The organism is Sphingomonas guangdongensis, assembly GCF_900199185.1.
Taxonomy (GTDB): Bacteria; Pseudomonadota; Alphaproteobacteria; order Sphingomonadales; family Sphingomonadaceae; genus Sphingomonas; species Sphingomonas guangdongensis.
This window is the reverse complement of record NZ_OBMI01000001.1, coordinates 1,148,246-1,168,848: the sequence shown is the minus strand read 5'-3', so window position 1 is coordinate 1,168,848 and position 20,603 is coordinate 1,148,246. Positions and strand designations below refer to the sequence as shown.

The following is a 20,603-nucleotide window of genomic DNA, read 5'->3' as shown; positions in this document are numbered from 1 at the left end:
AACGAATCACCGTGAAGGAAAGCCCGCGCTTATGATCCTTCCCCTCCTGCTCGCCGTGGCGCAGACCGCGCCGGCTTCGCCACCAGTGCAGGGAGACGTGATCGTGATCGCGCCGCGCCTCGAGAAGGAGCTCGCGGCGTGCCTGGCGCGCAACTGTCCGCCGGCCGAAGAGGTGGAGGCGTCGCTCCAAGCCTCCGTCGAACAGTTCGCGGATGGGCGTTATGCCGACGCGCGGCGGACGCTGCAGCGCGCGATCCGGCGCAACAAGGATCGGGCCGCGACCATGCCGGGGCCGATCTCCAGCCTCTACGCGACGCTCGCCACGGTCGCGGAGCATGAGGGCGAGTCCAGCCTGTGGCTCGCATCGGCCCGCAACAGCGTCCTGACCCTGCGCCGCCACGTCGGTGAGGCAGCGCGCCCGACGCTGGAGGCGGAACTCGCCTTTGGCGACAATCTCGTCCAGTTGGGTCAGCCCGACTCCGCCGGGGACATCTATGCCAAGGCACAGCGGCTGGCGATTGCGCGGGGCGAGTCGCGGATGGCGGCCGCCGCGGCCTTTCGCCGCGCCTGGCTAGCGCTGCAGCAGCGCAGCCACAAGGAGGCGGAGAGCTTCGCCAACGAGGCAGTTGCCCTCGCTGGCCCGGACAACCGCTTCATGTCCGACCTGCGCGACATCGTCGTGATGCGGATCGCGCTGCGGCGCGGAGACGAGGGGGCCGTCGATGCACTGGCCGCGCGGCTGCGCCAGGCGGCGACCGTCAAGCCGCTGCTGCTGACCTCCCCCCCGGTCGATGACGTCAACAGCTCGCTGCTCGGCGTCGTGCCGGCAGAGGGCATCCGCTTCGCCGATGTCGGCTACTGGATCCGCCCCGACGGGCGGACGGCGGACGCGGAGGTGCTCCGCACCTCCGGCCTCGGCCAGTGGGGCCCGGGCATCCTGAAGCAGATCAAGGGCCGGCGCTACGTTCCACTGACGCTCGAGGCAGGCGACCCCGGTGTGTTCCGGATCGACCGCTACACCGTTCGCGCCTCGGTGCAGTTCGTCACAGGAACGCGCGTCCGCCAACGCGCCGGCCGGCTGAGCGTCCATGTTGTCGACCTGACCGAGACCGACGCGCTGAGCACCGTGCAGCAGCAACGCACCGCCGCCGCGCGGGTGCGGACCGAGACCTGAGGCCAGTGCGCCGCCATCGGGCGGTGCGGACGTGAAAAAGGGCGGTCAGCGTCGCCGCTGCCGCCCTTCTCCGGTCAATGCTGACGCTTACTCGTAATCGCCGCCGACGTTCTGGTTGCGCGGCGGAGCGGCGGCGGTGAGGCGCAGTGCCTCCGCCGATGCGGCGAGGCTGCCGATCTCGTCCGGCGCTTCCTCATCGTCGATCTGCACCTTCTGCAGCCCGGACACGACCGATTCGGACAGCATCGCCGGCGTGACGGTCTGCTCCGCGATCTCGCGCAGCGCGACGACCGGGTTCTTGTCGCGGTCGCGGTCAAGCGTCAGTTCGGCGCCGCCCGAGATCTGGCGCGCGCGCTGCGCCGCGAGCAGCACCAGGTCGAAGCGGTTAGGGATCTTGTCGACGCAATCCTCGACGGTGACGCGCGCCATGGGGCGGTTCCTCTTGTGTCCGTGGGTGTCGGAAAGCGCTGGCGCCTACGCGCAAGCGGCGGCGAAGTCAAGGAAAGCGCCTTGCGGGCGGGCCGCGGGCGGGCCACAGCGCGCGGGCGATGGCCGACCCGCCCCCACCGCCCGAGCAGCCGAGCTTCGCCGTGGCGGGCAACCGGCTGACGCTGCTCGACACCGGGCCGCGCCGGCTGAACGCGCTCCTCCACCTGATCGAGCGCGCCCGTGAGCGGGTGCGGCTGCTCTTCTACATCTACGTCGACGATCACGCCGGCCGGCGAGTGCGCGACGCGCTGATCGCCGCCGCGCGGCGCGGGGTTCGCGTATCCCTCACCATTGATGCGATGGGGAGCGAGCCAGCGGCGCGACGCGACTTCTTTGATCCACTCGCCGCCGCCGGCGCTGACGTGTGCCAGTTCATTCCGCGGCTCGGCCGCCGCTACCTGCTGCGCAACCACCAGAAGCTGGCGGTCGCCGACGAGGATGTGGCGATCGTCGGCGGCTTCAACGTGCAGGACAGCTATTTCGGCACGGTTGCCGACCAGGCCTGGCGTGACCTGGGGCTGGTCGTCGAGGGCCCGGCGGTGCCGCGGCTCGCCGGCTACTACGACGCGCTGAGCCGCTGGACGCATCAGCCGCGCGGATCGATGCGCAGCCTCAGGCGCATGATCGGCCAGTGGAGCGAGGATGCGGGCGCGCTCCGGTGGCTGCTCGGCGGGCCGACCCGCCGGCTGTCGCCCTGGGCCAAGGTGGTGCGCCACGACATGCGCCAGGCGCAGCGCACCGACATCATCGCCGGCTATTTCGCGCCGAGCCCGGCGATGCTGCGACGGCTGGACAAGGTCGGCGTGCGCGGGCGGGTTCGCGTGGTGCTGCCGTCGCGCACCGATCACGGCGCCTCGCTCTGGGCGTCGCACTTCACTTACGCCGGGCTGCTGCGCAAGGGCGTCGAGATCTACGAGTACCAGCCGACCAAGCTCCACACCAAGCTCTACGTCATTGACGACGTCGTCCATATCGGCTCCGCCAACTTCGACATGCGCAGCCTGTTCCTCAACATGGAGCTGATGCTCCGGATCGAGGACCCGGCCTTTGCCGCGCACGTGCGTGCCTATGTGGACGGGGAGGTCGCCGCCTCGCTTCGCGTCACGGCGGAGAGTTACCGCGCGCGCACCACGCCATGGATGCGCGTCAAGCAGTTCGCGGCTTACTTCGTGATGGCGATCCTCGACCCGAGCGTGTCGCGACGGTTGAATTTCGGAGACGAGCGATGATCGCGGGGCTGGAGCTGGGCGGAACCAAGTGCGTCGCAATCCTGGCCGGCGGGCCGCAGCGCATCGCCGAGTGGGCGGTGGTGCCGACCACCGCGCCGGACGAGACGCTCGGCGCGCTGGAGGCGATCCTCGACGGGTGGCAGTTCGACGCGATCGGCATCGCGAGCTTCGGGCCGCTGGACCTGCAGCGCGGCAGCGCGACCTACGGCCATATGGCGGCGACGCCCAAGGCCGGCTGGGGCGGGGCGTCGCTGCTGCCGCGGTTTGCCGCGCGCTACGGCGTGCCCGCCGCGATCCAGACAGATGTGGAGGGCGCGGCACTCGCCGAGGGGCGGTGGGGCGCGGCGCAGGGCTTGAGCGACCACGTCTACATCACGATCGGCACCGGAGTGGGGATCGGCGCGATTGTCGCGGGGAGACCAGTTGGCGGCGTCATGCACGGCGAGGCCGGCCATATGCGCGTCGGCCGCCGCCAGGACGACGACTTCGCCGGCGTCTGCCCGTTTCATGGCGATTGCCTGGAGGGGTTGGTGTCCGGGCCCGCGATCGGCGCGCGCGCCGGACGGAGCGGGGCCGGGGTGCCGGACGACGATCCGATCTGGCAAGACGTGATCGATGCGCTCGCGGCCGGGCTCCACAACCTCGTGCTGACGCTCGCGCCGGCCCGTATCTCGATCGGCGGCGGCGTGTTCGCAGGGCGCCCGGCGCTGTTCCCGCGCCTGCGCAACGCGACCGCGCGCAGCCTCGCGGGCTACGGTACCGTCGACGCGTGGCTGGCGAGTGTCGACGACCGGATCGGCCCGCCGGGGCTCGGCGACAAGGCCGGGCCGCTCGGAGCGATCGCGGTCGGCCTGGACGCGCTCGGCGCGTAGCCAAGTCGTTGTGGCGGCGTGATTTCCGGCGCCAACGCTGGACTTTGCACGCCTTCGAACATAGATAGAACGCGATGGCGCAGCTCGACGTTCGAGAAAAGCTTGGCATCCTCGCCGATGCCGCGAAGTACGACGCGTCCTGCGCGTCGTCGGGCACGGCCAAGCGCACGTCGGTCGGCGGCAAGGGCATCGGCTCGACCGAGGGCATGGGCATTTGCCACGCCTATGCACCCGACGGGCGCTGCATCAGCCTGCTCAAGATCCTGCTGACCAACAGCTGCATCTTCGACTGCCATTATTGCATCAACCGCAAAAGCTCCAACGTGCGTCGGGCGCGGTTTACGGCGGAGGAGGTCGTGAAGCTGACGCTCAGCTTCTACCGCCGCAACTATATCGAGGGGCTGTTCCTCTCCTCCGGCATCATCCGCTCCTCCAACTACACAATGGAGCAGTTGGTGGAGGTCGCGCGGAGCTTGCGCGAGGATCACGACTTTCGCGGCTACATCCACCTCAAGACGATTCCCGACGCAGACCCGGAGCTGGTGCACCAGGCCGGGCTCTATGCCGACCGCCTGTCCATCAATGTCGAGCTGCCGACCGTTGGCGGGCTGAAGCGGCTCGCGCCGGAGAAGGACATCGGTCGCATCGAGGGTGCGATGGGCGACCTCAAGTCGTCGATCGAGGACACCGCCGACGCGCGCAAGAAGTACAAGGCGGCACCCCGCTTCGCCCCCGCGGGTCAGTCGACCCAGATGATTGTCGGGGCGGACGCCGCGACCGACAGCGACATCGTCGGCAAGGCGGCGACGCTCTATGACCGCTTTCGCCTGCGCCGCGTCTACTATTCCGCGTTCAGCCCGATCCCGGAGGCCTCGAGCGTGCTGCCGCTCCAGCGCCCGCCGCTGATGCGCGAGCACCGGCTGTATCAGTCCGACTGGCTGATGCGCTTCTACGATTACCAACCGGCCGAAGTTGCGGCGGCGGCCGATACGGCAACCGGCATGCTGCCGCTCGACATCGACCCGAAGCTCGCCTGGGCGCTCAAGTTCCGCGAGCGCTTCCCGGTCGACGTCAACCGCGCCACTCGCGAGGACCTGCTCCGCGTGCCGGGACTTGGGGTAAAGGCGGTCAAGTCGATCCTGGCGTCACGCAAGTGGCGGCGGCTGCGGTTGGACGACGTCGCGCGGCTGACGGTGTCGGTTGCGAAGGTGCGACCGTTCATCGTTGCGGAGGACTGGCGGCCAACGCTGCTCGCCGACCGCGCCGAGCTGCGTCCGGTCGTGGCGCCCAAGCGCGAGCAGATGGAGTTGTTCGCGTAGCTCGTCATCCCGGACTTGATCCGGGATCATGGCTCCGCGGGCGCTTTCGCCTGAGCCTCTAGCTTCAGCGCTCGCGGACAGATGGACCAGCATCGGGTTGAGCCTGGCCCGCAGGCTCAAGGACCGGCTTGGAGCCGGTCCGACCCGATGCTCCTTCGCCGGGGTGACGGCGTATGGAGGCAACCTCCGCCTCACTCACCAGTTGCTTTCCTCAGATGCGTGTCGCGACCCTCACCACCCCCGACGATTTCGACGGCTGGCGCGACGCCGCCCGTGCCCTCGCTGGCGCGCGTGTGCCGCCGTCCGAGGTGGTGTGGCAGGTCGGCGACCAGCCCACCGACCTGTTCGGCGACGAGGCGGTGGTGGAGACGCCCGCCCCGTTCCGCGTCCCCCGTCCGTTCGTAGATCTCGCCCGCACGGTCGTGCTCCACGCCGATCCGGAGCGCTTCGCCCTCCTCTACACGCTGCTCACCCGCGTGCTCGCGCAACCCAAGCTGATCGACGACCGCGCCGACCCGCTGGTCCGCCGCCTGGACGAGATGGCCAAGGCGGTACGCCGCGACATCCACAAGATGCGTGCCTTTGTGCGCTTCCGCGAGGTGACCGACGATGACGGGCAGGAGCGCTACGTCGCCTGGTTCGAGCCCGAGCACCACATCGTGCGGGAGAACGCGCGCTTCTTCGTCAACCGCTTCACCGGAATGCGCTGGTCGATCCTGACCCCCGAGCTGTCGATCCACTGGGACGGCGAGGCGCTTACCGAAGGGCCGGGCGCGAGCAAGGCCGACGCGCCCGATGGTGATCCAATCGAGGAGGTGTGGAAGACCTACTACTCCTCCATCTTCAACCCCGCGCGGCTGAAGGTGGGTGCGATGCTGAAGGAGATGCCGCGCAAGTACTGGAAGAACATGCCCGAGACCGCGCTCGTCGGATCGCTGATCGCGGGCGCGCAGGCACGCGAGGTGGCGATGATCGAGAAGGCACGCACGGCACCGGGGAGCAACATCGCGGGTGCGTGGGAGGCGCTGCGCGAAGAGGCAATGGGCTGCACCCGCTGCGACCTCTACAAGCACGCCACGCAGGTCGTGTTCGGCGAAGGGCCGGTCGATGCGAAGCTGATGTTCGTCGGCGAGCAGCCGGGCGACCAGGAGGATCAGGCCGGTCGCCCCTTCGTCGGTCCGGCGGGTCAGGTGTTCGACCGCGCGGTCGCGCAGGCCGGGATCGACCGCGCGGAGGTCTACGTCACCAACGCGGTCAAGCACTTCAAGTTCGAACAGCGCGGGCCCCGCCGCATCCACGCCAAGCCGGGCACGGGCGAGATCGAGGCGTGCCGCTGGTGGATCGGCCAGGAACGCGCGCTGGTGAAGCCGCAGGTGACGGTGGCCCTCGGCGCGACCGCGGCGCGGTCGCTGCTCGGCCGCGCGGTGACGATCGGGCGCGAGCGCAGCAAGCCGATCCCGCTGCCGGACGGCGGTGAGGGCTGGATCACCGTCCACCCGAGCTATCTGCTGCGTCTGCCCGACAAGGTGCAGGCGGAGGAGGAGTTCGCGCGGTTCGTGGAGGATCTGCGGATGGCGGCGGCGCGGGTGAGTTAGCGGGATTGAGCCCCTCCTCATCCGTTCGTCCTGAGTAGCCGCTGAGCGAAGTCGAAGCGGCGTATCGAAGGACAGGTCACGGGCTCCACGTGCTTCGATACGAGCCTTCGCCTGCGCTCAGTCCCTACTCAGCACGAACGGTGGTCTGTGTCGGTTGACTCTTCGCAAGGCCACCCGCACATAGTAACAATCGTTACCACTTACGCGCACGGAGCCGGCCGATGGAGCACATGGACGTCAACCCGATGGGGCTGGACGGGTTCGAGTTCTGCGAGTTCACCTCGCCCGACCCGGACGCGCTCGCGCGCCAGTTCGAGCAGCTCGGCTTCGTCGCCGCGGCGACTCACCCGACGCGCAATCTGACCCGCTACAAGCAGGGTCGCATCAACCTGCTCCTCAACCGCGAGGACAGCGGCCACGCCGCCGAGTTCCGCGCCGCCCACGGTCCGTCGGCGAGCGCGATGGCGTTCCGCGTGCAGGATGCGCAGGGCGCCTATGATGCCGCGATCGCCCGCGGCGGCAAGCCGGCGCCCGCGGGCGCGGCGCTGGACGGCATCCCCGCGCTGGAAGGCATCGGTGGGTCGATCCTGTACCTGGTCGATCGCCACGGCGCCGCAGGCTCGCTCTACGACGACTGGAACGAAGTACCCGGCTGGCAGCAGGCGGAAGCCGAGAACAACGTCGGGCTCGACCTGCTCGATCACCTCACCCACAATGTCCGCCGCGGCCAGATGCGGGTGTGGGCCGAGTTCTACGGCCAGATCTTCGGCTTCGAGGAGCAGAAGTATTTCGACATCAAGGGCAAGGCGACCGGTCTGTTCAGCCAGGCGATGATCGCGCCCGACCGCGCGATCCGCATTCCGCTGAACGAGAGCCAGGACGACAAGAGCCAGATCGAGGAGTTCATCCGCGACTACAACGGCGAGGGCATCCAGCACCTCGCGCTCACCACCGACGACATCTACACGACCGTGGAGAAGCTCCGCGCGCGCGGCGTCAAGCTGCAGGACACGATCGAGACCTATTACGAACTGGTCGACAAGCGCGTCCCCGGCCACGGCGAGGATCTGGCGCGACTGAGGCAGAACCGCATCCTGATCGACGGCGACGTGGAGAGCGAGGGCATCCTGCTCCAGATCTTCACGGAGACGATGGTCGGTCCGATCTTCTTCGAGATCATCCAGCGCAAGGGCAACGAGGGCTTCGGCAACGGCAACTTCCAGGCGCTGTATGAGAGCATCGAGCTGGATCAAATTCGCCGCGGCGTCATAACGGTGGATGCGTAACAGTGCGTCACCCCGGGATTGACCCGTGGCCCCGCTTCTTCTCCGGCCGGGTCTAGGCAGCGGGCCCCCGGCTCAAGGCCGGGGTGACGAAGGACCTCAGATGACCACCTACCTCCCCGGCTTCGCCAACCATCACGCGTCCGAGGCAGTCGCGGGTGCCCTGCCGATCGGCCGCAACTCGCCGCAGCGCACGCCCTTCGGCCTCTACGCCGAGCAGTTGTCGGGCACTGCCTTCACCGCGCCGCGGGCCGAGAACCGCCGCTCCTGGCTCTACCGCCTGCGCCCGACCGCCAACCATCCGCCGTTCCGCGCCTCCGACGCCGCGCCGCTGCTGCGGAGCGCGCCGTTCGACGAGGTACCGCCCTCCCCCAACCGGCTGCGCTGGGACCCGCTGCCCTGGCCCGAGGCGCCGACCGACTGGCTGGGTGGCCTGGTCAGCTACGGCGGCACGGGCAGCGTGGCGGAGCAGACCGGCGTCGGCATCCACCTCTATGCCGCGACCCAAGACATGGAGCGCGTGTTCTTCTCGGCCGACGGCGAGCTGCTGATCGTGCCGCAGGAGGGCGCGCTCGCGATCACCACCGAGTTCGGGCGGATCGACGTCGCCCCCTTACAGATCGCACTGATCCCGCGCGGCGTCCGCTTCCGCATCGCGCTCCCGGACGGGCGCGCCCGCGGCTATGTGTGCGAGAACTACGGCGCGCTGTTTCGCCTGCCCGATCTTGGCCCGATCGGCGCCAATGGCCTCGCCAACCCGCGCGACTTCGAGACACCGGTCGCGGCCTACGAGGACTCGGACGCGCCATGCGAGGTCGTCCAGAAGTTCCAGGGCCGGCTGTGGTCGACCACGCTCGACCACTCGCCGTTCGACGTGGTCGCGTGGCACGGCAACCTCGCGCCCTGCCGCTACGACCTCACCCGCTTCAACACGATCAACACGGTGAGCTTCGATCATCCCGATCCGTCGATCTTCACCGTCCTGACCTCCCCCAGCGACACGCCGGGCACCGCCAACTGCGACTTCGTGATCTTTCCGCCGCGCTGGATGGTGGCGGAGGACACGTTCCGCCCGCCGTGGTTCCACCGCAACGTGATGAGCGAGTTCATGGGGCTGATCACCGGTGCCTATGACGCGAAGGAAGGCGGCGGCTTCGCGCCCGGCGGCGCCTCGCTCCACAACCAAATGAACGGCCACGGCCCCGATCAGGCGAGCTGGGAGAAGGCGACCAATGCCGATCTCAAGCCGGTCAAGCTTACCGATACGATGGCGTTCATGTTCGAGACCCGCCACGTGGTGCGCCCCACCCGCTGGGCGGTCGAGAGCCCGACCTGTCAGCTCGACTACGACGAGGTCTGGAGCGGGTTCGCGAAGGCGCAGGTGCCGTAGTGCCGTGCTCCCGCGTAGACGGGAGCACGGTGGATTGCAGGCACCGTTCGCCCTACACATACGCGCATGACCCTTCGCCCCTTTCACCTCGCCTTTCCCGTCCATGACCTTGCCGCGGCACGCCACTTCTACGGCACGGTGATGGGCTGCGCGGAGGGGCGATCGTCCGATCACTGGATCGACTTCGACTTCTACGGCCACCAGATCGTCGCGCACCTCGATCCCGCCGCTGAGCCGGTCGCCGTCGCCAACGCGGTCGACGGGCATGACGTGCCGGTGCCCCACTTCGGCGTCGTCCTGACCATGAGCGACTGGAGCGCGCTGGCCGAGCGCGTCCGGGCGGCCGGCGTGGCGTTCGGGATCGAGCCGCACGTCCGCTTCAAGGGCCAGGCCGGTGAGCAGGCGACGATGTTCTTCTGCGACCCGAGCGGCAACGCGCTGGAGTTCAAGGCGTTTGCCGATGACACAATGCTGTTCGCAACCGAAAAGGCCGACGCATGACCGATCCCGTCGAACTCGACATCCGCCACTCGCTGGGGCGCGAGGCGGCCAAGGCGCGGATCGCCGGCGGGATCGGCAAGCTGGAGAGCTACATTCCGGGCGGCACGGTGACCGACAATCGTTGGGAGGGCGACCGGCTCAATTTCACGGTCGCCGCAATGGGTCAGCGCGCGCAGGTGACAGTCGACGTTCGCGACGACCACGTCCACCTGTCCGCGGTGCTGCCGCCCATGCTGGCGCTGTTCGCCGGCAAGATCCGCGACGTGCTGAACCGCGAAGGGCCGAAGCTGCTGAAGTAATCCCGTTCCACCCCGGCCTCCGCCGGGGTGAAAGTTGGATGAGCTCAGCGCGCCGCGACGCGCCAGATCTTGTTGCCGACGTCATCAGCGACCAGCAGTGCGCCGCTCTGGTCGGTGATGACGCCGACCGGCCGGCCCTGCGCGCGGCCCTCTCGGTCAAGGAAGCCGTGGAGCACCACCGTCGGGTTGACGCGCGGGTCCGGGAAGCCGTTGGAGCCGAACGGCACGTAGAGCACGCGGTAGCCCGCCGGCGGCTCGCGGTTCCACGATCCATGCTGGCTGACAAAGGCACCGTCGGCGAAGCGCGCACCCAGGCGCGCGTCACCCGCGAAGGCGAGCCCGAGCGACGCGGAGTGCGCGCCCAGCGCATAGTCGGGCCGCTTCGAATATTCCTGCAAGCCCGGATTGGCGGGCTCGACCCGCTTGTCGGGATATCCGCCCCAGTAATACCAGGGCCAGCCGAAATTGTCCCCCAGATCGACCGCGGCCATATAGTCGGGCGGCAGGTCGGAGCCGAGCATGTCGCGCTCGTTGACGACGGTCCACAGCCGGTTGGAGCGCGGCTCGATCGCCAGGCCGTTGGGGTTGCGCAACCCTGCGGCGTAGATGCGGGCGTACTTCCGCTCCGGGAACACCTCCAGGATGTTCGCGCGGCGCCTTTCGGCGTCCAGCCCGTTCTCCGCGATGTTGGAGGCGGAGCCGACGGTGACGTAGAGCGTCCGCCCGCCGGGCGCGGCGATGACGTTACGTGCCCAGTGATTGCCGCCGCCGGGCAGGTCGACGACCTTTTCCGGGCGCGCCGTGATCCGGGTCTGGCCGGCGGCGTAGGGCACGCGGACCAGCGCGTCGGTGTTGGCGACGTAGAGCCACGGACCCACCAGCGCCATGCCGAACGGCGAGTTGAGACCGGTCAGGAACGGCTGGCGCACCTCCGCCACGCCGTCGCCGTTCGCGTCGCGCAGCAGGGTGATACGGTTCGCCGACGGCACGCCCGCGCCGGCGCGACCCATCAGCTTCTTCATGACCCAACCGGTGATCCCGCCTCCTTCGCGCGGTGGCGAGTTGCTCTCCGCCACCAGCACGTCGCCGTTCGGCAGCCGGTACAGCCAACGGGGATGATCCAGCCCCTCGGCAAAGGCCGCGACCTGCAACCCCGCGGCCGCGAGCGGCTTGGCGCCGTTCTGCCACCCGACCACGTCGGCGATGCCGATCGTCGGGAAGAACTGGCGTCGCGGTGCCGAGATCGTCGGCCGGACACCCATCACCGCCGCCTCCGGCAGCCGCGCGCGGTCGGGCTGCTTTAGGTAGAAGTAGACGCCGGCCGCGGCGAGGATGACGAGGCCGAGGGCGATCAGGATGTAGCGGCGCATGGACGAAAAATAGGGCCGCCGGCCGCGCGACGCAATCACGCTCACCGGCGGGTACGCCACCAGCGCAGCAGATGACGTCCCGGCAACACGACCGGCCGCAGCAGGATGGCGAGCGTCACCGCGCCGCGTCGCCCCTCCAGCGCCAGCATCAGCCCCGGATCGACCAGCAGGCGGGCGAGCTCCTGCCGAAGGTAGCTGCCGCGCGGCGAGGCGATCAGCTTCGTGCCGGTCACCAGCAGGCGCTGACCGACCTGCTCGTCAGCCTCGCGCGGATCGCGCAGGTGACGCTCGGCGGTCGCGGCGCACCACCGCGCCCGGCGGCTCGCGGTCGCGGGATCGATCCAGCACGCATCAGGCGCGACCGTGCGTTGCAGAAGGAGCAGCGTCGAGTCGACCACCACCGACAGGCCGTGGGCGTCGGCCCACGCGCGGAACTGTTCCCGCGTTGCCTCCGACCGGCCGGCCACCAGCGCGGCGACATCCGCGAGCCACTTCAGCCGGTGCCAGCCGTGTCGGAACCCGTGCACCATGAGGTAGAGGAGCAGGTGATCGCCGGCGAGCGTGGTGACCGGCTTGCCCGGCGCCAGCTCGATCGCCTGGTGCGCGCCCGTCGCCGCAACCGGCAGCAGCGCGCCGTTCTCGCTGAGCCGGACGTGCAGCTCGACCAAGAGCCCGGTCTGCGGATGGCGCAGCTCCACGTCCTTCAGCAGGAAGCCCCGGTCGGGACGCAGCGCCGCATCGGTCCCGGCGTAGGTGGGCTGGTAGCCCTGGTCGATCAGCAGGTCGTAGGAGGTGCCCAGCGCCTCGGGTGCGACCAGCAGATCAAGGTCCCGGAGCTGGCGCACCGCGAGGGTGCCGTAGATCAGCTGCGCGAGCGCCGGCCCCTTGAGCACCGTCGCCGCAACGCCCCGCGCGGCGAGCAGCTCGGTCAGCCGCACTGCCTCGCCCGCGATCCGCAGCGCATCGATCAGGTCGCGGCGCGCCTCGTCGCGGAGCACCGCGGGGACGGGCAGATCCGCGCGAGTGAGGGCGTCGGCGACCATGCCGGCCATGCGGTGGCGGCGGCAGGCGGCAACAACGGCATCCGCGTCCACGCCGGCCGCAGCGGCGACAGCGGCCGCGCGCTCTGGCGACGGTGGCCAGCGCGCGCAGGCGAACAGCAGCGACAGCTCGGGCGCGGCGGGGTCAGGCGGGGCTGGGCTGGCCATCACCGCCCTTGTGGTCGCGACCGGCGGCTTCGGCAATCGTGCGGGCGCACGGCGGGGTCGTCCCCCGCCGTGCGCGTCCGCTCAGTTCGCCAGGTCGAAGCGATCGGCGTTCATCACCTTGGTCCAGGCGGCGATGAAGTCGGTCACGAACTTGTCCTTCGCGTCGTTCATCGCATAGACCTCCGCCACCGCGCGCAGCTGCGAGTTGGAGCCGAACACCAGGTCGGTGCGCGACGCGGTCCACAGCGGCTGATCGGTGTCACGATCGGTGCCGACGAACTCCTGGTCGCTCTCCTCGCTCACCTGCTTCCAAGCGGTGCGCATGTCGAGCAGGTTGACGAAGAAGTCGTTGGTGAGCGTGCCCGGCCGATCGGTGAAGACGCCGTGCGCTTCCGCCTTCGGGTGGTTGGCGCCGAGGACGCGCAGCCCACCGATCAGCACCGTCATTTCCGGGATCGACAGCCCGAGCAGCTGCGCACGATCGACCATCAGCTCCTCCGTCGGCACGGTGAAGCGCGTCGACAGGTAGTTGCGGAACGCATCGGCCTTGGGCTCCAGCGGCTCGAAGCTCTCGGCATCGGTCCACTCCTCCGTCGCATCGCCGCGGCCGGAGGTGAAGGGGACGACGACGTCGTGACCGGCCGCCTTTGCCGCCTGCTCGATGCCGACGACGCCACCCAGCACGATCAGATCGGCGATGCTGACGGTGCCGGCGAACTCGCCCTTGATCCGCTCATAGACCGCGAGGACCTTCTCGAGTTCGGCCGGCTCGTTAACCTCCCAGCTGCGCTGCGGCTCCAGCCGGATGCGCGCGCCGTTCGCCCCGCCGCGGCGGTCGGACCCGCGGAAGGTGGAGGCGGAGGCCCAGGCGGTCTTCACCAGCTGGCTGACCGACAGCCCGGAGTCGGCGATCGCCGTCTTGAGCGTATGCACGTCGCCGTCGAGCAGATGGGTGCCGGCGGGCACCGGATCCTGCCAAATCAGATCCTCGGTCGGCGCTTCCGGCCCCAGGTAGCGGGTCTTCGGCCCCATGTCGCGGTGGCACAGCTTGAACCACGCGCGGGCGAAGGCGTCGGCGAAGTAGGCCGGGTCGGCGCGGAACTTCTCCAGCACCTTGCGGTACTCGGGGTCGTCCTTGAACGCCTTGTCCGCGGTGGTCATCATCGTCGGGACCTTCTTGCCCGGCGTATGCGCAGCCGGGGCAAGCGTCTCCTCGGGGTTGCCGACCGGCTGCCACTGGTTGGCGCCCGCCGGGCTCTTCACCAGCTCGTACTCATGGTCGAGCAGCATGTCGAAGTAGGACATGTCCCACTTGGTGGGCGTCGGCGTCCACGCGCCCTCGATCCCCGACGTGATGGTGTCGTCGCCCATCCCGCTCTCGTGGGTCGAGTGCCAGCCGAGGCCCATGTGGGCGATATCGGAGCCCTCGGGCTCGCGCCCGACCTTGGACGAATCGCCGGCACCGTGCGCCTTGCCGAAGGTGTGGCCGCCGGCGGTCAGCGCCGCCGTCTCCTCGTCGTTCATCGCCATGCGGCTGAACGTCGCGCGCAGGTCACGCGCCGAGCCCTTGGTGTCGGGCTTGCCGCCCGGCCCTTCCGGATTGACGTAGATCAGGCCGTGCTGGATCGCGGCGAGCGGGTTCTCGAGCGTGAGGCCCGCCTCGTCGTCGATGCGGGTCTGGCCGAGCCATTCCTCCTCGGTGCCCCAGTAGATGTCCTTCTCGGGCTCGAAGATGTCCTCGCGGCCGCCGGAGAAGCCGAAGGTCGGCCCGCCCATCGATTCGATCGCGACGTTGCCGGTCAGGATGAACAGGTCGGCCCAGCTGATGTTGCGGCCGTACTTCTGCTTGATCGGCCAGAGCAGGCGCCGCGCCTTGTCGAGATTGCCGTTGTCCGGCCACGAATTAAGCGGGGCGAAGCGCTGCGCGCCCGACGACGAACCGCCGCGGCCGTCGCCGGTGCGATAGGTGCCGGCGGCGTGCCAGGCCATACGGATGAAGAACGGGCCGTAGTGACCATAGTCGGCCGGCCACCACGGCTGGCTGTCGGTCATCAGCGCCTTGAGGTCCTCCTTCAGCGCCCAATAGTCGAGCTGCTTGAAGGCCTCACGGTAGTTGAACTCCTTGCCGTACGGATCGGCGCTGACGCCGTACTGGGTCAGGATCTCCAGGCTCAGCTGTTCCGGCCACCAGTCGCGGTTGGTGCGGCCGAGCAGCTTGCGCAGCGCCTCCGGCTGCTTCTGCGGATCGTTGATCGGACTATTCTCGGGAATGGCGTCCATGATGCGCTCTCCTGTGCGGGCCCCGCCGAGCGAGATAGCGGCGGCGCGCTGCAATTAGGATACTCCGGCGAGGACTGATCGACAAAGTGGAAAACCGCCGACTGTCTGATCGACTTGTCCGATCACCGCAGGTTGCCGCTAGTCGTCGCTGCCCTCCGGCGCGGGCTTGGGTGGGTGAAGTCGGAGCTTGCTGACCCGCTTGGCGTCGGCTTCCACCACCTCGATCCACCAGCCCGAAGGATGGGTCAGGCACTCGCCCTTCTGCGGCACGTGCCCGGCGAGCACCACGGCGAGGCCACCGATCGTGTCGACGTCCTCCTCCACCTCCGCCAGCGCGGGATGGACGGTTTCGCCGACATCCTCCAGCTCGGCGCGGGCGTCCGCCTCCCAGGCGCCACCCGGCAGCGGCACGATCAGCGCCTCGGGCGCCTCGTCGTGCTCGTCCTCGATCTCGCCGACGATCTCCTCGACCAGGTCCTCGATCGTGATGAGCCCCTCCGTGCCCGAATACTCGTCGAGCACGATCGCCAGGTGAGTGCGCTTGCTGCGCATCTGCGCAAGCAGGTCGATCGCGCCCATCGACTGCGGCACATAGAGCGGCTGGCGCATGAGCTCGGTGATGGTGGCGGGCGGCAGGGCGCCGGTCGCGAGCAGGGCGAACACGTCCTTGATGTGGACCATGCCGACCACGGTATCCAGGTTCTCGCGGTAGACCGGCAGGCGGCTGTGCCCGGCATCGGCGAACAGCGCGACTAGATCGGCGAAGCTCGTCCCTTCCTCCACCGCGATGATGTCGGCGCGGGGCACGCCCATGTCGCCCGCGTCACGCTCGCCGAAGTGGAGGAGGTTGCGCAGCATCTGCCGCTCGATCGGCGCGAGATCGCCGGCGATCGCTCGGCTCTCGCCCTCGTCATGCGCGGCGATCACCTCCTCGAGCTGATCGCGCAGGCTTTCGCCGCCCTCGTCCCCGAACAGAAGGGTGCGCAGACCCTTCCATATGCTGCCTTCGTTGGAGTCGCCGTTTCCGGCGCGACTTCGGTCCTCGGCCATTGGTTGCGCGTCAGTCCTCGCGGATCAGATAGGGATCGGCGATGCCGAGCGTGGCGAGCGCGGCACGCTCGAGCTCCTCCATCGCCTCGGCCTCCGCCTCGTCGCCGTGGTCATGGCCTAGCAGATGGAGCGTGCCGTGGACAATCAGGTGCGTGGCGTGGTCGGCGACCGACTTGCCCTCCGCCGCCGCCTCGGCCGCGCAGACGCCGTGCGCGAGCACGATGTCGCCGAGCAGCACCTCGCCGTCGTCGGATCCCTGCGTGACAGCATCGAGCAGGTCGGGCTGGACCATGGGAAAGGAGAGCACGTTGGTCGGCCTGTCCTTGCCGCGGTACTGACGATTGAGCGCTTGCACCTCGTCATCGGACGTCAGCCGCACCGCGATCTCGATCACGGCGGTGCCGGTCAGCCAGGCGGCCTGCGGCGTCCGCTCGATCGCGGCGCGCGCGGCTCGAACCGCGAGCGCCTCCCAATCCTCATTGTCGGGCCAGGGTGATTCGAATTGGACGGCAACGTCGATCATGCGAGGTCCGTACGGGAGAAATCGTCGCCCTTGTAGAGGAGCGTCGCGTCGTTGGTCTTGGCACACGCATAGGCGAAGCAGTCACCCATATTGAGTCGAGCGGGGTGACGACCCTTGCCGTAGCGAATGTAGGCTTCCAACGCGATCTGCCCCACGCGCGCATCAATCGGCACCACGACGGCGCTTATCAGGTGAAGAACCCCCTCGACCTCATCGCGCGCGTCCTCAGGATCAAAACTGTGGCTGCGGCTGAGCGCGACAACAGCCTCCCAGATCGCCGTCGGTGAGGTGATCACGTCCTTGGCGTGCCGAAGCCGCTCCGCCTGCTCCCACGCATCTGCCTCATCGGCGATAATCGCAACGAGAACAGACGCATCAACGAAGCTTGTCATTCGCGCGGCACGTCCGGGACATCCTCTTCGCCAGACAGCCAGTCGAAGAACGCCTTATCCGCCTTCAACCCGGTCGGGGGCGGCAATGGGTGGGTGCGGCGTCGCTCGCGTAACCACGCTATGATATCGGGGGCTGGTCCGGGCTTTTCTGAAGCGAAGCTCGCTTTCTTTTCCCGCAACGCCGTACGCACCGCCTCGGTCTTGGTCGTCCCGAGCCGACGCGCGACTTCTGCGGCCAGCGCGGCAGTCTCCTCGTCCTTGATGTACAGCGACCCCATCACCGCACTCCTTCGAACCGGGATATACTCACGTATATCCCGGCCTTCAAGCGTCGCTGCCCTCGTACGCCTCGACGATCCGGCCGACGATCGGGTGACGGACGACATCGGCGGTGGAGAAGCGGCTGACGCCGATCCGCTCGATCCCCTCGAGCCGCGCGACCGCGTCGGCCAGGCCCGACCCCGCGACGCCGCCGGGCAGGTCGACCTGCTTGGGATCGCCGCATACTACCATCCGGCTGCCCTCGCCGAAGCGGGTCAGGAACATCTTCATCTGCGCGGGCGTGGTGTTCTGCGCCTCGTCCAGGATGATGAAGGCGTCGGCGAGCGTGCGGCCGCGCATGAAGGCGATTGGCGCGATCTCGATCTCGCCGCTCGCGATCCGGCGCTCGACCTGCTCGGCGGGCAGGCAGTCGTGGAGCGCGTCGTACAGCGGACGGAGATAGGGATCGACCTTCTCCTTCATGTCGCCGGGCAGGAAGCCGAGCTTCTCCCCCGCCTCCACCGCCGGGCGCGACAGGATCAGCCGCTGCACGCTGCCGGTGATCAGCTGTGCGACCGCCTGCGCGACCGCCAGATAGGTCTTGCCGGTGCCCGCCGGCCCCAGCGCGAAGATGACGTCGTTGGCCAGCAGGTCGCGCATGTAATGGGTCTGCGCGATGGTGCGCGGCACGATCGTCTTCTTGCGCGTCCGAATCATGATCGGCGGAATGCCCGACCGTTCGGCGGAGATGATGCCGTCGAGCGTCGGCTGCGCGGCAAGTGCGATCACCGCGTCGACCATGCCGGGATCGACGTCCTGCCCCTGCAGCAGCCGGGTGTGCAGCCCGTTCAAGACGTCGCGGGCGAGTGCCACCTGCTCGGCCGTCCCCTCCACCTGCACGCGGTTGCCGCGCGCCGTAATGTAGACGCCGAGCCGGTTCTCCAGCGCGACCAGATTGGTGTCGTACTCGCCGAACAGCTGCGGCAGCAGCTCCGGGCGGTCAAAGGTCACTTCGGCGCGACTGCGCTCGCCCGATTGGGCGGGAACGGGCTTTCGGCTCATGCGGCTCCAGGGCAGGGAGGAAGGATCACCGCGCGCGAGTGTGGCAGAGCGCGCGGGCGGGTGACAGCGCTAAAAGCGACGGAGCGGATCAGGCGCGCGCCGCCGGACGGGCGGCGAGGCCGATCGCCAGGCCGGCGAGGATCAGCAGCATGCCCGCGATATGGTAGCCATGGAGTTGTTCGCCAAGGAGCGCGGCGGCGAGCAGCGCGCCGAACAGCGGCAGGAGATTGATCGCCTGCCCCGCGCGCCCCGGACCGACGGTCGCCACCGCCTGGTTGAAGAGGTGGTAGGCGACGAGCGAGGGCAGCACCGCGACATAGGCGATCCCGGCAAGCGCCCCGGCGGTCAGGTGGACGCGCTCGCCCGCCGCCCACTCCCACGCGGCCAGCGGAAGCATCGCGGCGACCGCGACCGCAAAGGTCGCGGCCAGGAAGCTGAATGGGTGGATCGCGGGCTTGGTGCGGAGCAGGCTGGTGTAGACCGCCCAGAGCAGGATGCCGATCAGGATCAGCAGGTCGCCCCGCCCCAGCCGCAGGCCGGCGACCGCCGCCGGGTCGCCGCGGAAGACGATCACCACGACGCCCGCCACCGCGATCGCCACGCCGATCAGCGCCACCGGAGCGGGCCGAACGCCGAACAGCACGCGGTCGGCGGCTAGCACGCAGGCCGGGCTAAGCGCGCCGAGCAGCAGCGCATTGCTGGCGGTGGTGTAGTGGAGGCCGAGGTAGTTGAAGGCGTTGAACGAGGCAACGCCGACGAGTCCCAGCAGCAGCAGCCGACGCCAGTGGGCGCGCAATCCCGCGCGGTCCGCGCGCAGGTGGGCCCAGGCGAACGGCAGCAGCAGTGCAAGCGCCCCTGCCCAGCGCAGCAGGCTGAGCGTGAACGGCGGCACCGCATCGCGCAGCGCGCGGCCAGCCACGGCGTTCCCGGCCCAGAACAGCATGACGCACGCGAGCATCGCGTACGCGCGCACGTCACGGTTCACGCGACCGTGCTCAGGCGGCGGCGCTCAAGGCGGGCACGCCGGTCAGCGAGTTCGGGCCCGCGGCGGTGATCTCCACCTCCACCAGCGTGCCGACCGGTGGACCGTTCTCCAGCAGCACCGACTGGAGCCACGGCGACTTGCCGAGCATCTGGCCCGGCAGCTTGCCGGTGCGCTCGACCAGCACCTCGCAGCGCTTGCCCACCGTCGCGCGATTGAACGCCGCCTGGTCGCGCGCGAGCCGCTCCTGCAGCCGCGCGAGCCGCTCGGTCATCACCTCCGGCGCGATCTGGTCGGGCATGGTCGCGGCCGGCGTGCCGGCGCGCGGGCTATACTTGAAGGAAAAGGCGCTGGCGTGCGCGACCTCGTCCACCAGGGAGAGCGTGTCGGCGAACTCGGCCTCGGTCTCGCCGGGGAAGCCGACGATGAAGTCGCCCGACAGCGCGATGTCGGGCCGCGCGGCGCGGACCCGGTCGATGATCCGCAGATAGCTGTCGCGGGTGTGGCTGCGGTTCATCGCGCGCAGGATGCGGTCGTTGCCCGACTGCACCGGCAGGTGGAGGAACGGCATCAGCGACTCGACATCGCGGTGCGCGTCGATCAGCCCCTCGGTCATGTCATTCGGGTGGCTGGTCGTGTAGCGGATGCGGGAGAGCCCGGGCACGCGATCGAGCACCCGGATCAGCGCGCCGAGGTCGCGGTCGCCGTCGCTCCAGGCATTCACGTTCTGCCCGAGCAGCGTGATCTCCTGCGCGCCGGCACCCACCAGCGCGCGTGCCTCCTCGACGATCGCGTCGAACGGCCGGCTCACCTCCGCGCCGCGCGTGTAGGGGACGACGCAGTAGGTGCAGAACTTGTCACAGCCCTCCTGCACGGTCAGGAACGCCGATGGCCCGACCCGCCGCCGCGCCGGCAGCGCCCCGAATTTTGAGAGCAGCGGCATGTTGGTGTCGAGCGCCGGCGCGCCCCTCGCCGCGTCCGCCACCAGCCGCGGCAGGTTGTGGTACGCCTGCGGGCCGACCACCACGTCGACCTTGGCACGGCGGACGATCTCCGCGCCCTCCGCTTGCGCGACGCAGCCGGCAACCGCGATCATCTGGTTCGGCTTGCCCTTTCGCAGGCGGCCGATGTCCGAATAAACCTTCTCCGTCGCCTTCTCGCGGATGTGGCAGGTGTTCAGCACGACGACGTCGGCGTCACGCTCCGAGGCGACGCTCGCGTAGCCGCTCGCCGCCATCGCCTCGGCCATGCGCTCGCCGTCGTAGACGTTCATCTGACAGCCAAACGACTTGACGTGAAAGGTCTTGGGAGTTGCCATGATCTG

20 protein-coding genes are annotated in these 20,603 nt (G+C 69.2%); 9 read left to right on the top strand and 11 right to left on the bottom strand.

Annotated elements, in window-relative coordinates; all coding sequences use genetic code 11:
* Positions 1-31: 31 nt before the first annotated feature.
* Positions 32-1,174 (top strand): hypothetical protein, encoded by a 1,143-nt coding sequence (locus CRO12_RS05705; RefSeq protein WP_097062976.1) that lies wholly within the window; start codon positions 32-34, stop codon positions 1,172-1,174.
* Between the two features lie 87 nt (positions 1,175-1,261).
* Here CRO12_RS05705 and rpoZ read toward each other — a convergent pair whose 3' ends face one another.
* A complete protein-coding gene (gene rpoZ / locus CRO12_RS05700; protein ID WP_097062975.1) occupies positions 1,262-1,603 on the bottom strand; it encodes a DNA-directed RNA polymerase subunit omega in 342 nt (113 codons plus the stop codon).
* Positions 1,604-1,722: 119 nt separating this feature from the next.
* On the opposite strand from rpoZ, the gene CRO12_RS05695 reads away from it, so the two are divergent.
* From CRO12_RS05695 to CRO12_RS05660, 8 genes are all read left to right on the top strand, one after another.
* The gene (locus tag CRO12_RS05695) at positions 1,723-2,892 is read left to right on the top strand and encodes a phospholipase D-like domain-containing protein (RefSeq protein ID WP_097062974.1); all 1,170 of its coding nucleotides are present in this window, start codon (positions 1,723-1,725) and stop codon (positions 2,890-2,892) included.
* Positions 2,889-3,764 (top strand): ROK family protein, encoded by an 876-nt coding sequence (locus tag CRO12_RS05690; RefSeq protein ID WP_097062973.1) that lies wholly within the window; start codon positions 2,889-2,891, stop codon positions 3,762-3,764. The genes CRO12_RS05695 and CRO12_RS05690 overlap by 4 nt, the downstream gene beginning before the upstream one ends.
* A gap of 74 nt (positions 3,765-3,838) precedes the next feature.
* Complete coding sequence (locus CRO12_RS05685) at positions 3,839-5,083, top strand: putative DNA modification/repair radical SAM protein (RefSeq protein ID WP_097062972.1); 1,245 nt, start codon at positions 3,839-3,841, stop codon at positions 5,081-5,083.
* Positions 5,084-5,298: 215 nt separating this feature from the next.
* Positions 5,299-6,678: a UdgX family uracil-DNA binding protein gene (locus CRO12_RS05680; protein ID WP_097062971.1), complete on the top strand. Its 1,380-nt coding sequence runs from the start codon at positions 5,299-5,301 to the stop codon at positions 6,676-6,678.
* Between the two features lie 221 nt (positions 6,679-6,899).
* Positions 6,900-7,964, top strand: coding sequence for a 4-hydroxyphenylpyruvate dioxygenase (gene hppD, locus CRO12_RS05675; RefSeq protein WP_097062970.1), 1,065 nt, complete (start codon positions 6,900-6,902; stop codon positions 7,962-7,964).
* A 100-nt stretch (positions 7,965-8,064) separates the two neighbouring features.
* Entirely contained in the window at positions 8,065-9,351 is a 1,287-nt protein-coding gene (gene hmgA, locus CRO12_RS05670) for a homogentisate 1,2-dioxygenase (protein ID WP_097062969.1), read from the top strand.
* 66 nt (positions 9,352-9,417) lie between these two features.
* Positions 9,418-9,852, top strand: coding sequence for a VOC family protein (locus tag CRO12_RS05665; RefSeq protein WP_097062968.1), 435 nt, complete (start codon positions 9,418-9,420; stop codon positions 9,850-9,852).
* Complete coding sequence (locus CRO12_RS05660) at positions 9,849-10,151, top strand: polyhydroxyalkanoic acid system family protein (RefSeq protein ID WP_097062967.1); 303 nt, start codon at positions 9,849-9,851, stop codon at positions 10,149-10,151. The genes CRO12_RS05665 and CRO12_RS05660 overlap by 4 nt, the downstream gene beginning before the upstream one ends.
* A 44-nt stretch (positions 10,152-10,195) precedes the next feature.
* On the opposite strand, the gene CRO12_RS05655 is transcribed toward CRO12_RS05660, so the two are convergent.
* From CRO12_RS05655 to miaB, 10 genes are all read right to left on the bottom strand, one after another.
* Positions 10,196-11,521, bottom strand: coding sequence for a PQQ-dependent sugar dehydrogenase (locus tag CRO12_RS05655; protein ID WP_097063374.1), 1,326 nt, complete (start codon positions 11,519-11,521; stop codon positions 10,196-10,198).
* Positions 11,522-11,562: 41 nt separating this feature from the next.
* Positions 11,563-12,729, bottom strand: a complete 1,167-nt coding sequence (locus CRO12_RS05650; RefSeq protein WP_097062966.1) for a nucleotidyltransferase family protein — start codon at positions 12,727-12,729, stop codon at positions 11,563-11,565.
* An 81-nt stretch (positions 12,730-12,810) separates the two neighbouring features.
* Positions 12,811-15,009 (bottom strand): catalase/peroxidase HPI, encoded by a 2,199-nt coding sequence (gene katG / locus CRO12_RS05645; protein WP_097062965.1) that lies wholly within the window; start codon positions 15,007-15,009, stop codon positions 12,811-12,813.
* 138 nt (positions 15,010-15,147) lie between these two features.
* Positions 15,148-16,059 carry a hemolysin family protein gene (locus CRO12_RS05640; RefSeq protein WP_097062964.1) on the bottom strand — a complete coding sequence of 304 codons (912 nt, stop codon included), beginning with the start codon at positions 16,057-16,059 and terminating at the stop codon, positions 15,148-15,150.
* A gap of 10 nt (positions 16,060-16,069) precedes the next feature.
* Positions 16,070-16,582, bottom strand: coding sequence for an rRNA maturation RNase YbeY (ybeY, locus tag CRO12_RS05635; protein WP_097062963.1), 513 nt, complete (start codon positions 16,580-16,582; stop codon positions 16,070-16,072).
* On the bottom strand, positions 16,579-16,974 hold the full coding sequence (locus CRO12_RS05630; protein ID WP_097062962.1) for a type II toxin-antitoxin system VapC family toxin: 396 nt from the start codon (positions 16,972-16,974) through the stop codon (positions 16,579-16,581). Before CRO12_RS05630 ends, ybeY begins: the two co-directional genes overlap by 4 nt.
* The gene (locus tag CRO12_RS05625; RefSeq protein ID WP_097062961.1) at positions 16,971-17,252 is read right to left on the bottom strand and encodes a type II toxin-antitoxin system VapB family antitoxin; all 282 of its coding nucleotides are present in this window, start codon (positions 17,250-17,252) and stop codon (positions 16,971-16,973) included. Before CRO12_RS05625 ends, CRO12_RS05630 begins: the two co-directional genes overlap by 4 nt.
* Before the next feature lie 46 nt (positions 17,253-17,298).
* Entirely contained in the window at positions 17,299-18,297 is a 999-nt protein-coding gene (locus CRO12_RS05620) for a PhoH family protein (RefSeq protein WP_097062960.1), read from the bottom strand.
* A gap of 88 nt (positions 18,298-18,385) precedes the next feature.
* Positions 18,386-19,282: a DMT family transporter gene (locus CRO12_RS05615; RefSeq protein WP_245858219.1), complete on the bottom strand. Its 897-nt coding sequence runs from the start codon at positions 19,280-19,282 to the stop codon at positions 18,386-18,388.
* A gap of 10 nt (positions 19,283-19,292) precedes the next feature.
* Entirely contained in the window at positions 19,293-20,597 is a 1,305-nt protein-coding gene (gene miaB / locus CRO12_RS05610; RefSeq protein ID WP_097062959.1) for a tRNA (N6-isopentenyl adenosine(37)-C2)-methylthiotransferase MiaB, read from the bottom strand.
* Positions 20,598-20,603: the final 6 nt, after the last annotated feature.

Bases quoted from the DNA above. Each gene is read 5' to 3' on its own strand.
- CRO12_RS05640 (WP_097062964.1), bottom strand. From the start codon at position 16,059: ATGGCCGAGGACCGAAGTCGCGCCGGAAACGGCGACTCCAACGAAGGC.
- rpoZ (WP_097062975.1), bottom strand. From the start codon at position 1,603: ATGGCGCGCGTCACCGTCGAGGATTGCGTCGACAAGATCCCTAACCGC.
- CRO12_RS05685 (WP_097062972.1), top strand. From the start codon at position 3,839: ATGGCGCAGCTCGACGTTCGAGAAAAGCTTGGCATCCTCGCCGATGCC.
- CRO12_RS05630 (WP_097062962.1), bottom strand. From the start codon at position 16,974: ATGACAAGCTTCGTTGATGCGTCTGTTCTCGTTGCGATTATCGCCGAT.
- CRO12_RS05620 (WP_097062960.1), bottom strand. From the start codon at position 18,297: ATGAGCCGAAAGCCCGTTCCCGCCCAATCGGGCGAGCGCAGTCGCGCC.
- CRO12_RS05705 (WP_097062976.1), top strand. From the start codon at position 32: ATGATCCTTCCCCTCCTGCTCGCCGTGGCGCAGACCGCGCCGGCTTCG.
- CRO12_RS05690 (WP_097062973.1), top strand. From the start codon at position 2,889: ATGATCGCGGGGCTGGAGCTGGGCGGAACCAAGTGCGTCGCAATCCTG.
- CRO12_RS05655 (WP_097063374.1), bottom strand. From the start codon at position 11,521: ATGCGCCGCTACATCCTGATCGCCCTCGGCCTCGTCATCCTCGCCGCG.
- CRO12_RS05625 (WP_097062961.1), bottom strand. From the start codon at position 17,252: ATGGGGTCGCTGTACATCAAGGACGAGGAGACTGCCGCGCTGGCCGCA.
- CRO12_RS05680 (WP_097062971.1), top strand. From the start codon at position 5,299: ATGCGTGTCGCGACCCTCACCACCCCCGACGATTTCGACGGCTGGCGC.
- CRO12_RS05665 (WP_097062968.1), top strand. From the start codon at position 9,418: ATGACCCTTCGCCCCTTTCACCTCGCCTTTCCCGTCCATGACCTTGCC.
- miaB (WP_097062959.1), bottom strand. From the start codon at position 20,597: ATGGCAACTCCCAAGACCTTTCACGTCAAGTCGTTTGGCTGTCAGATG.
- CRO12_RS05650 (WP_097062966.1), bottom strand. From the start codon at position 12,729: ATGGCCAGCCCAGCCCCGCCTGACCCCGCCGCGCCCGAGCTGTCGCTG.
- katG (WP_097062965.1), bottom strand. From the start codon at position 15,009: ATGGACGCCATTCCCGAGAATAGTCCGATCAACGATCCGCAGAAGCAG.
- CRO12_RS05695 (WP_097062974.1), top strand. From the start codon at position 1,723: ATGGCCGACCCGCCCCCACCGCCCGAGCAGCCGAGCTTCGCCGTGGCG.
- hppD (WP_097062970.1), top strand. From the start codon at position 6,900: ATGGAGCACATGGACGTCAACCCGATGGGGCTGGACGGGTTCGAGTTC.
- ybeY (WP_097062963.1), bottom strand. From the start codon at position 16,582: ATGATCGACGTTGCCGTCCAATTCGAATCACCCTGGCCCGACAATGAG.
- CRO12_RS05660 (WP_097062967.1), top strand. From the start codon at position 9,849: ATGACCGATCCCGTCGAACTCGACATCCGCCACTCGCTGGGGCGCGAG.
- hmgA (WP_097062969.1), top strand. From the start codon at position 8,065: ATGACCACCTACCTCCCCGGCTTCGCCAACCATCACGCGTCCGAGGCA.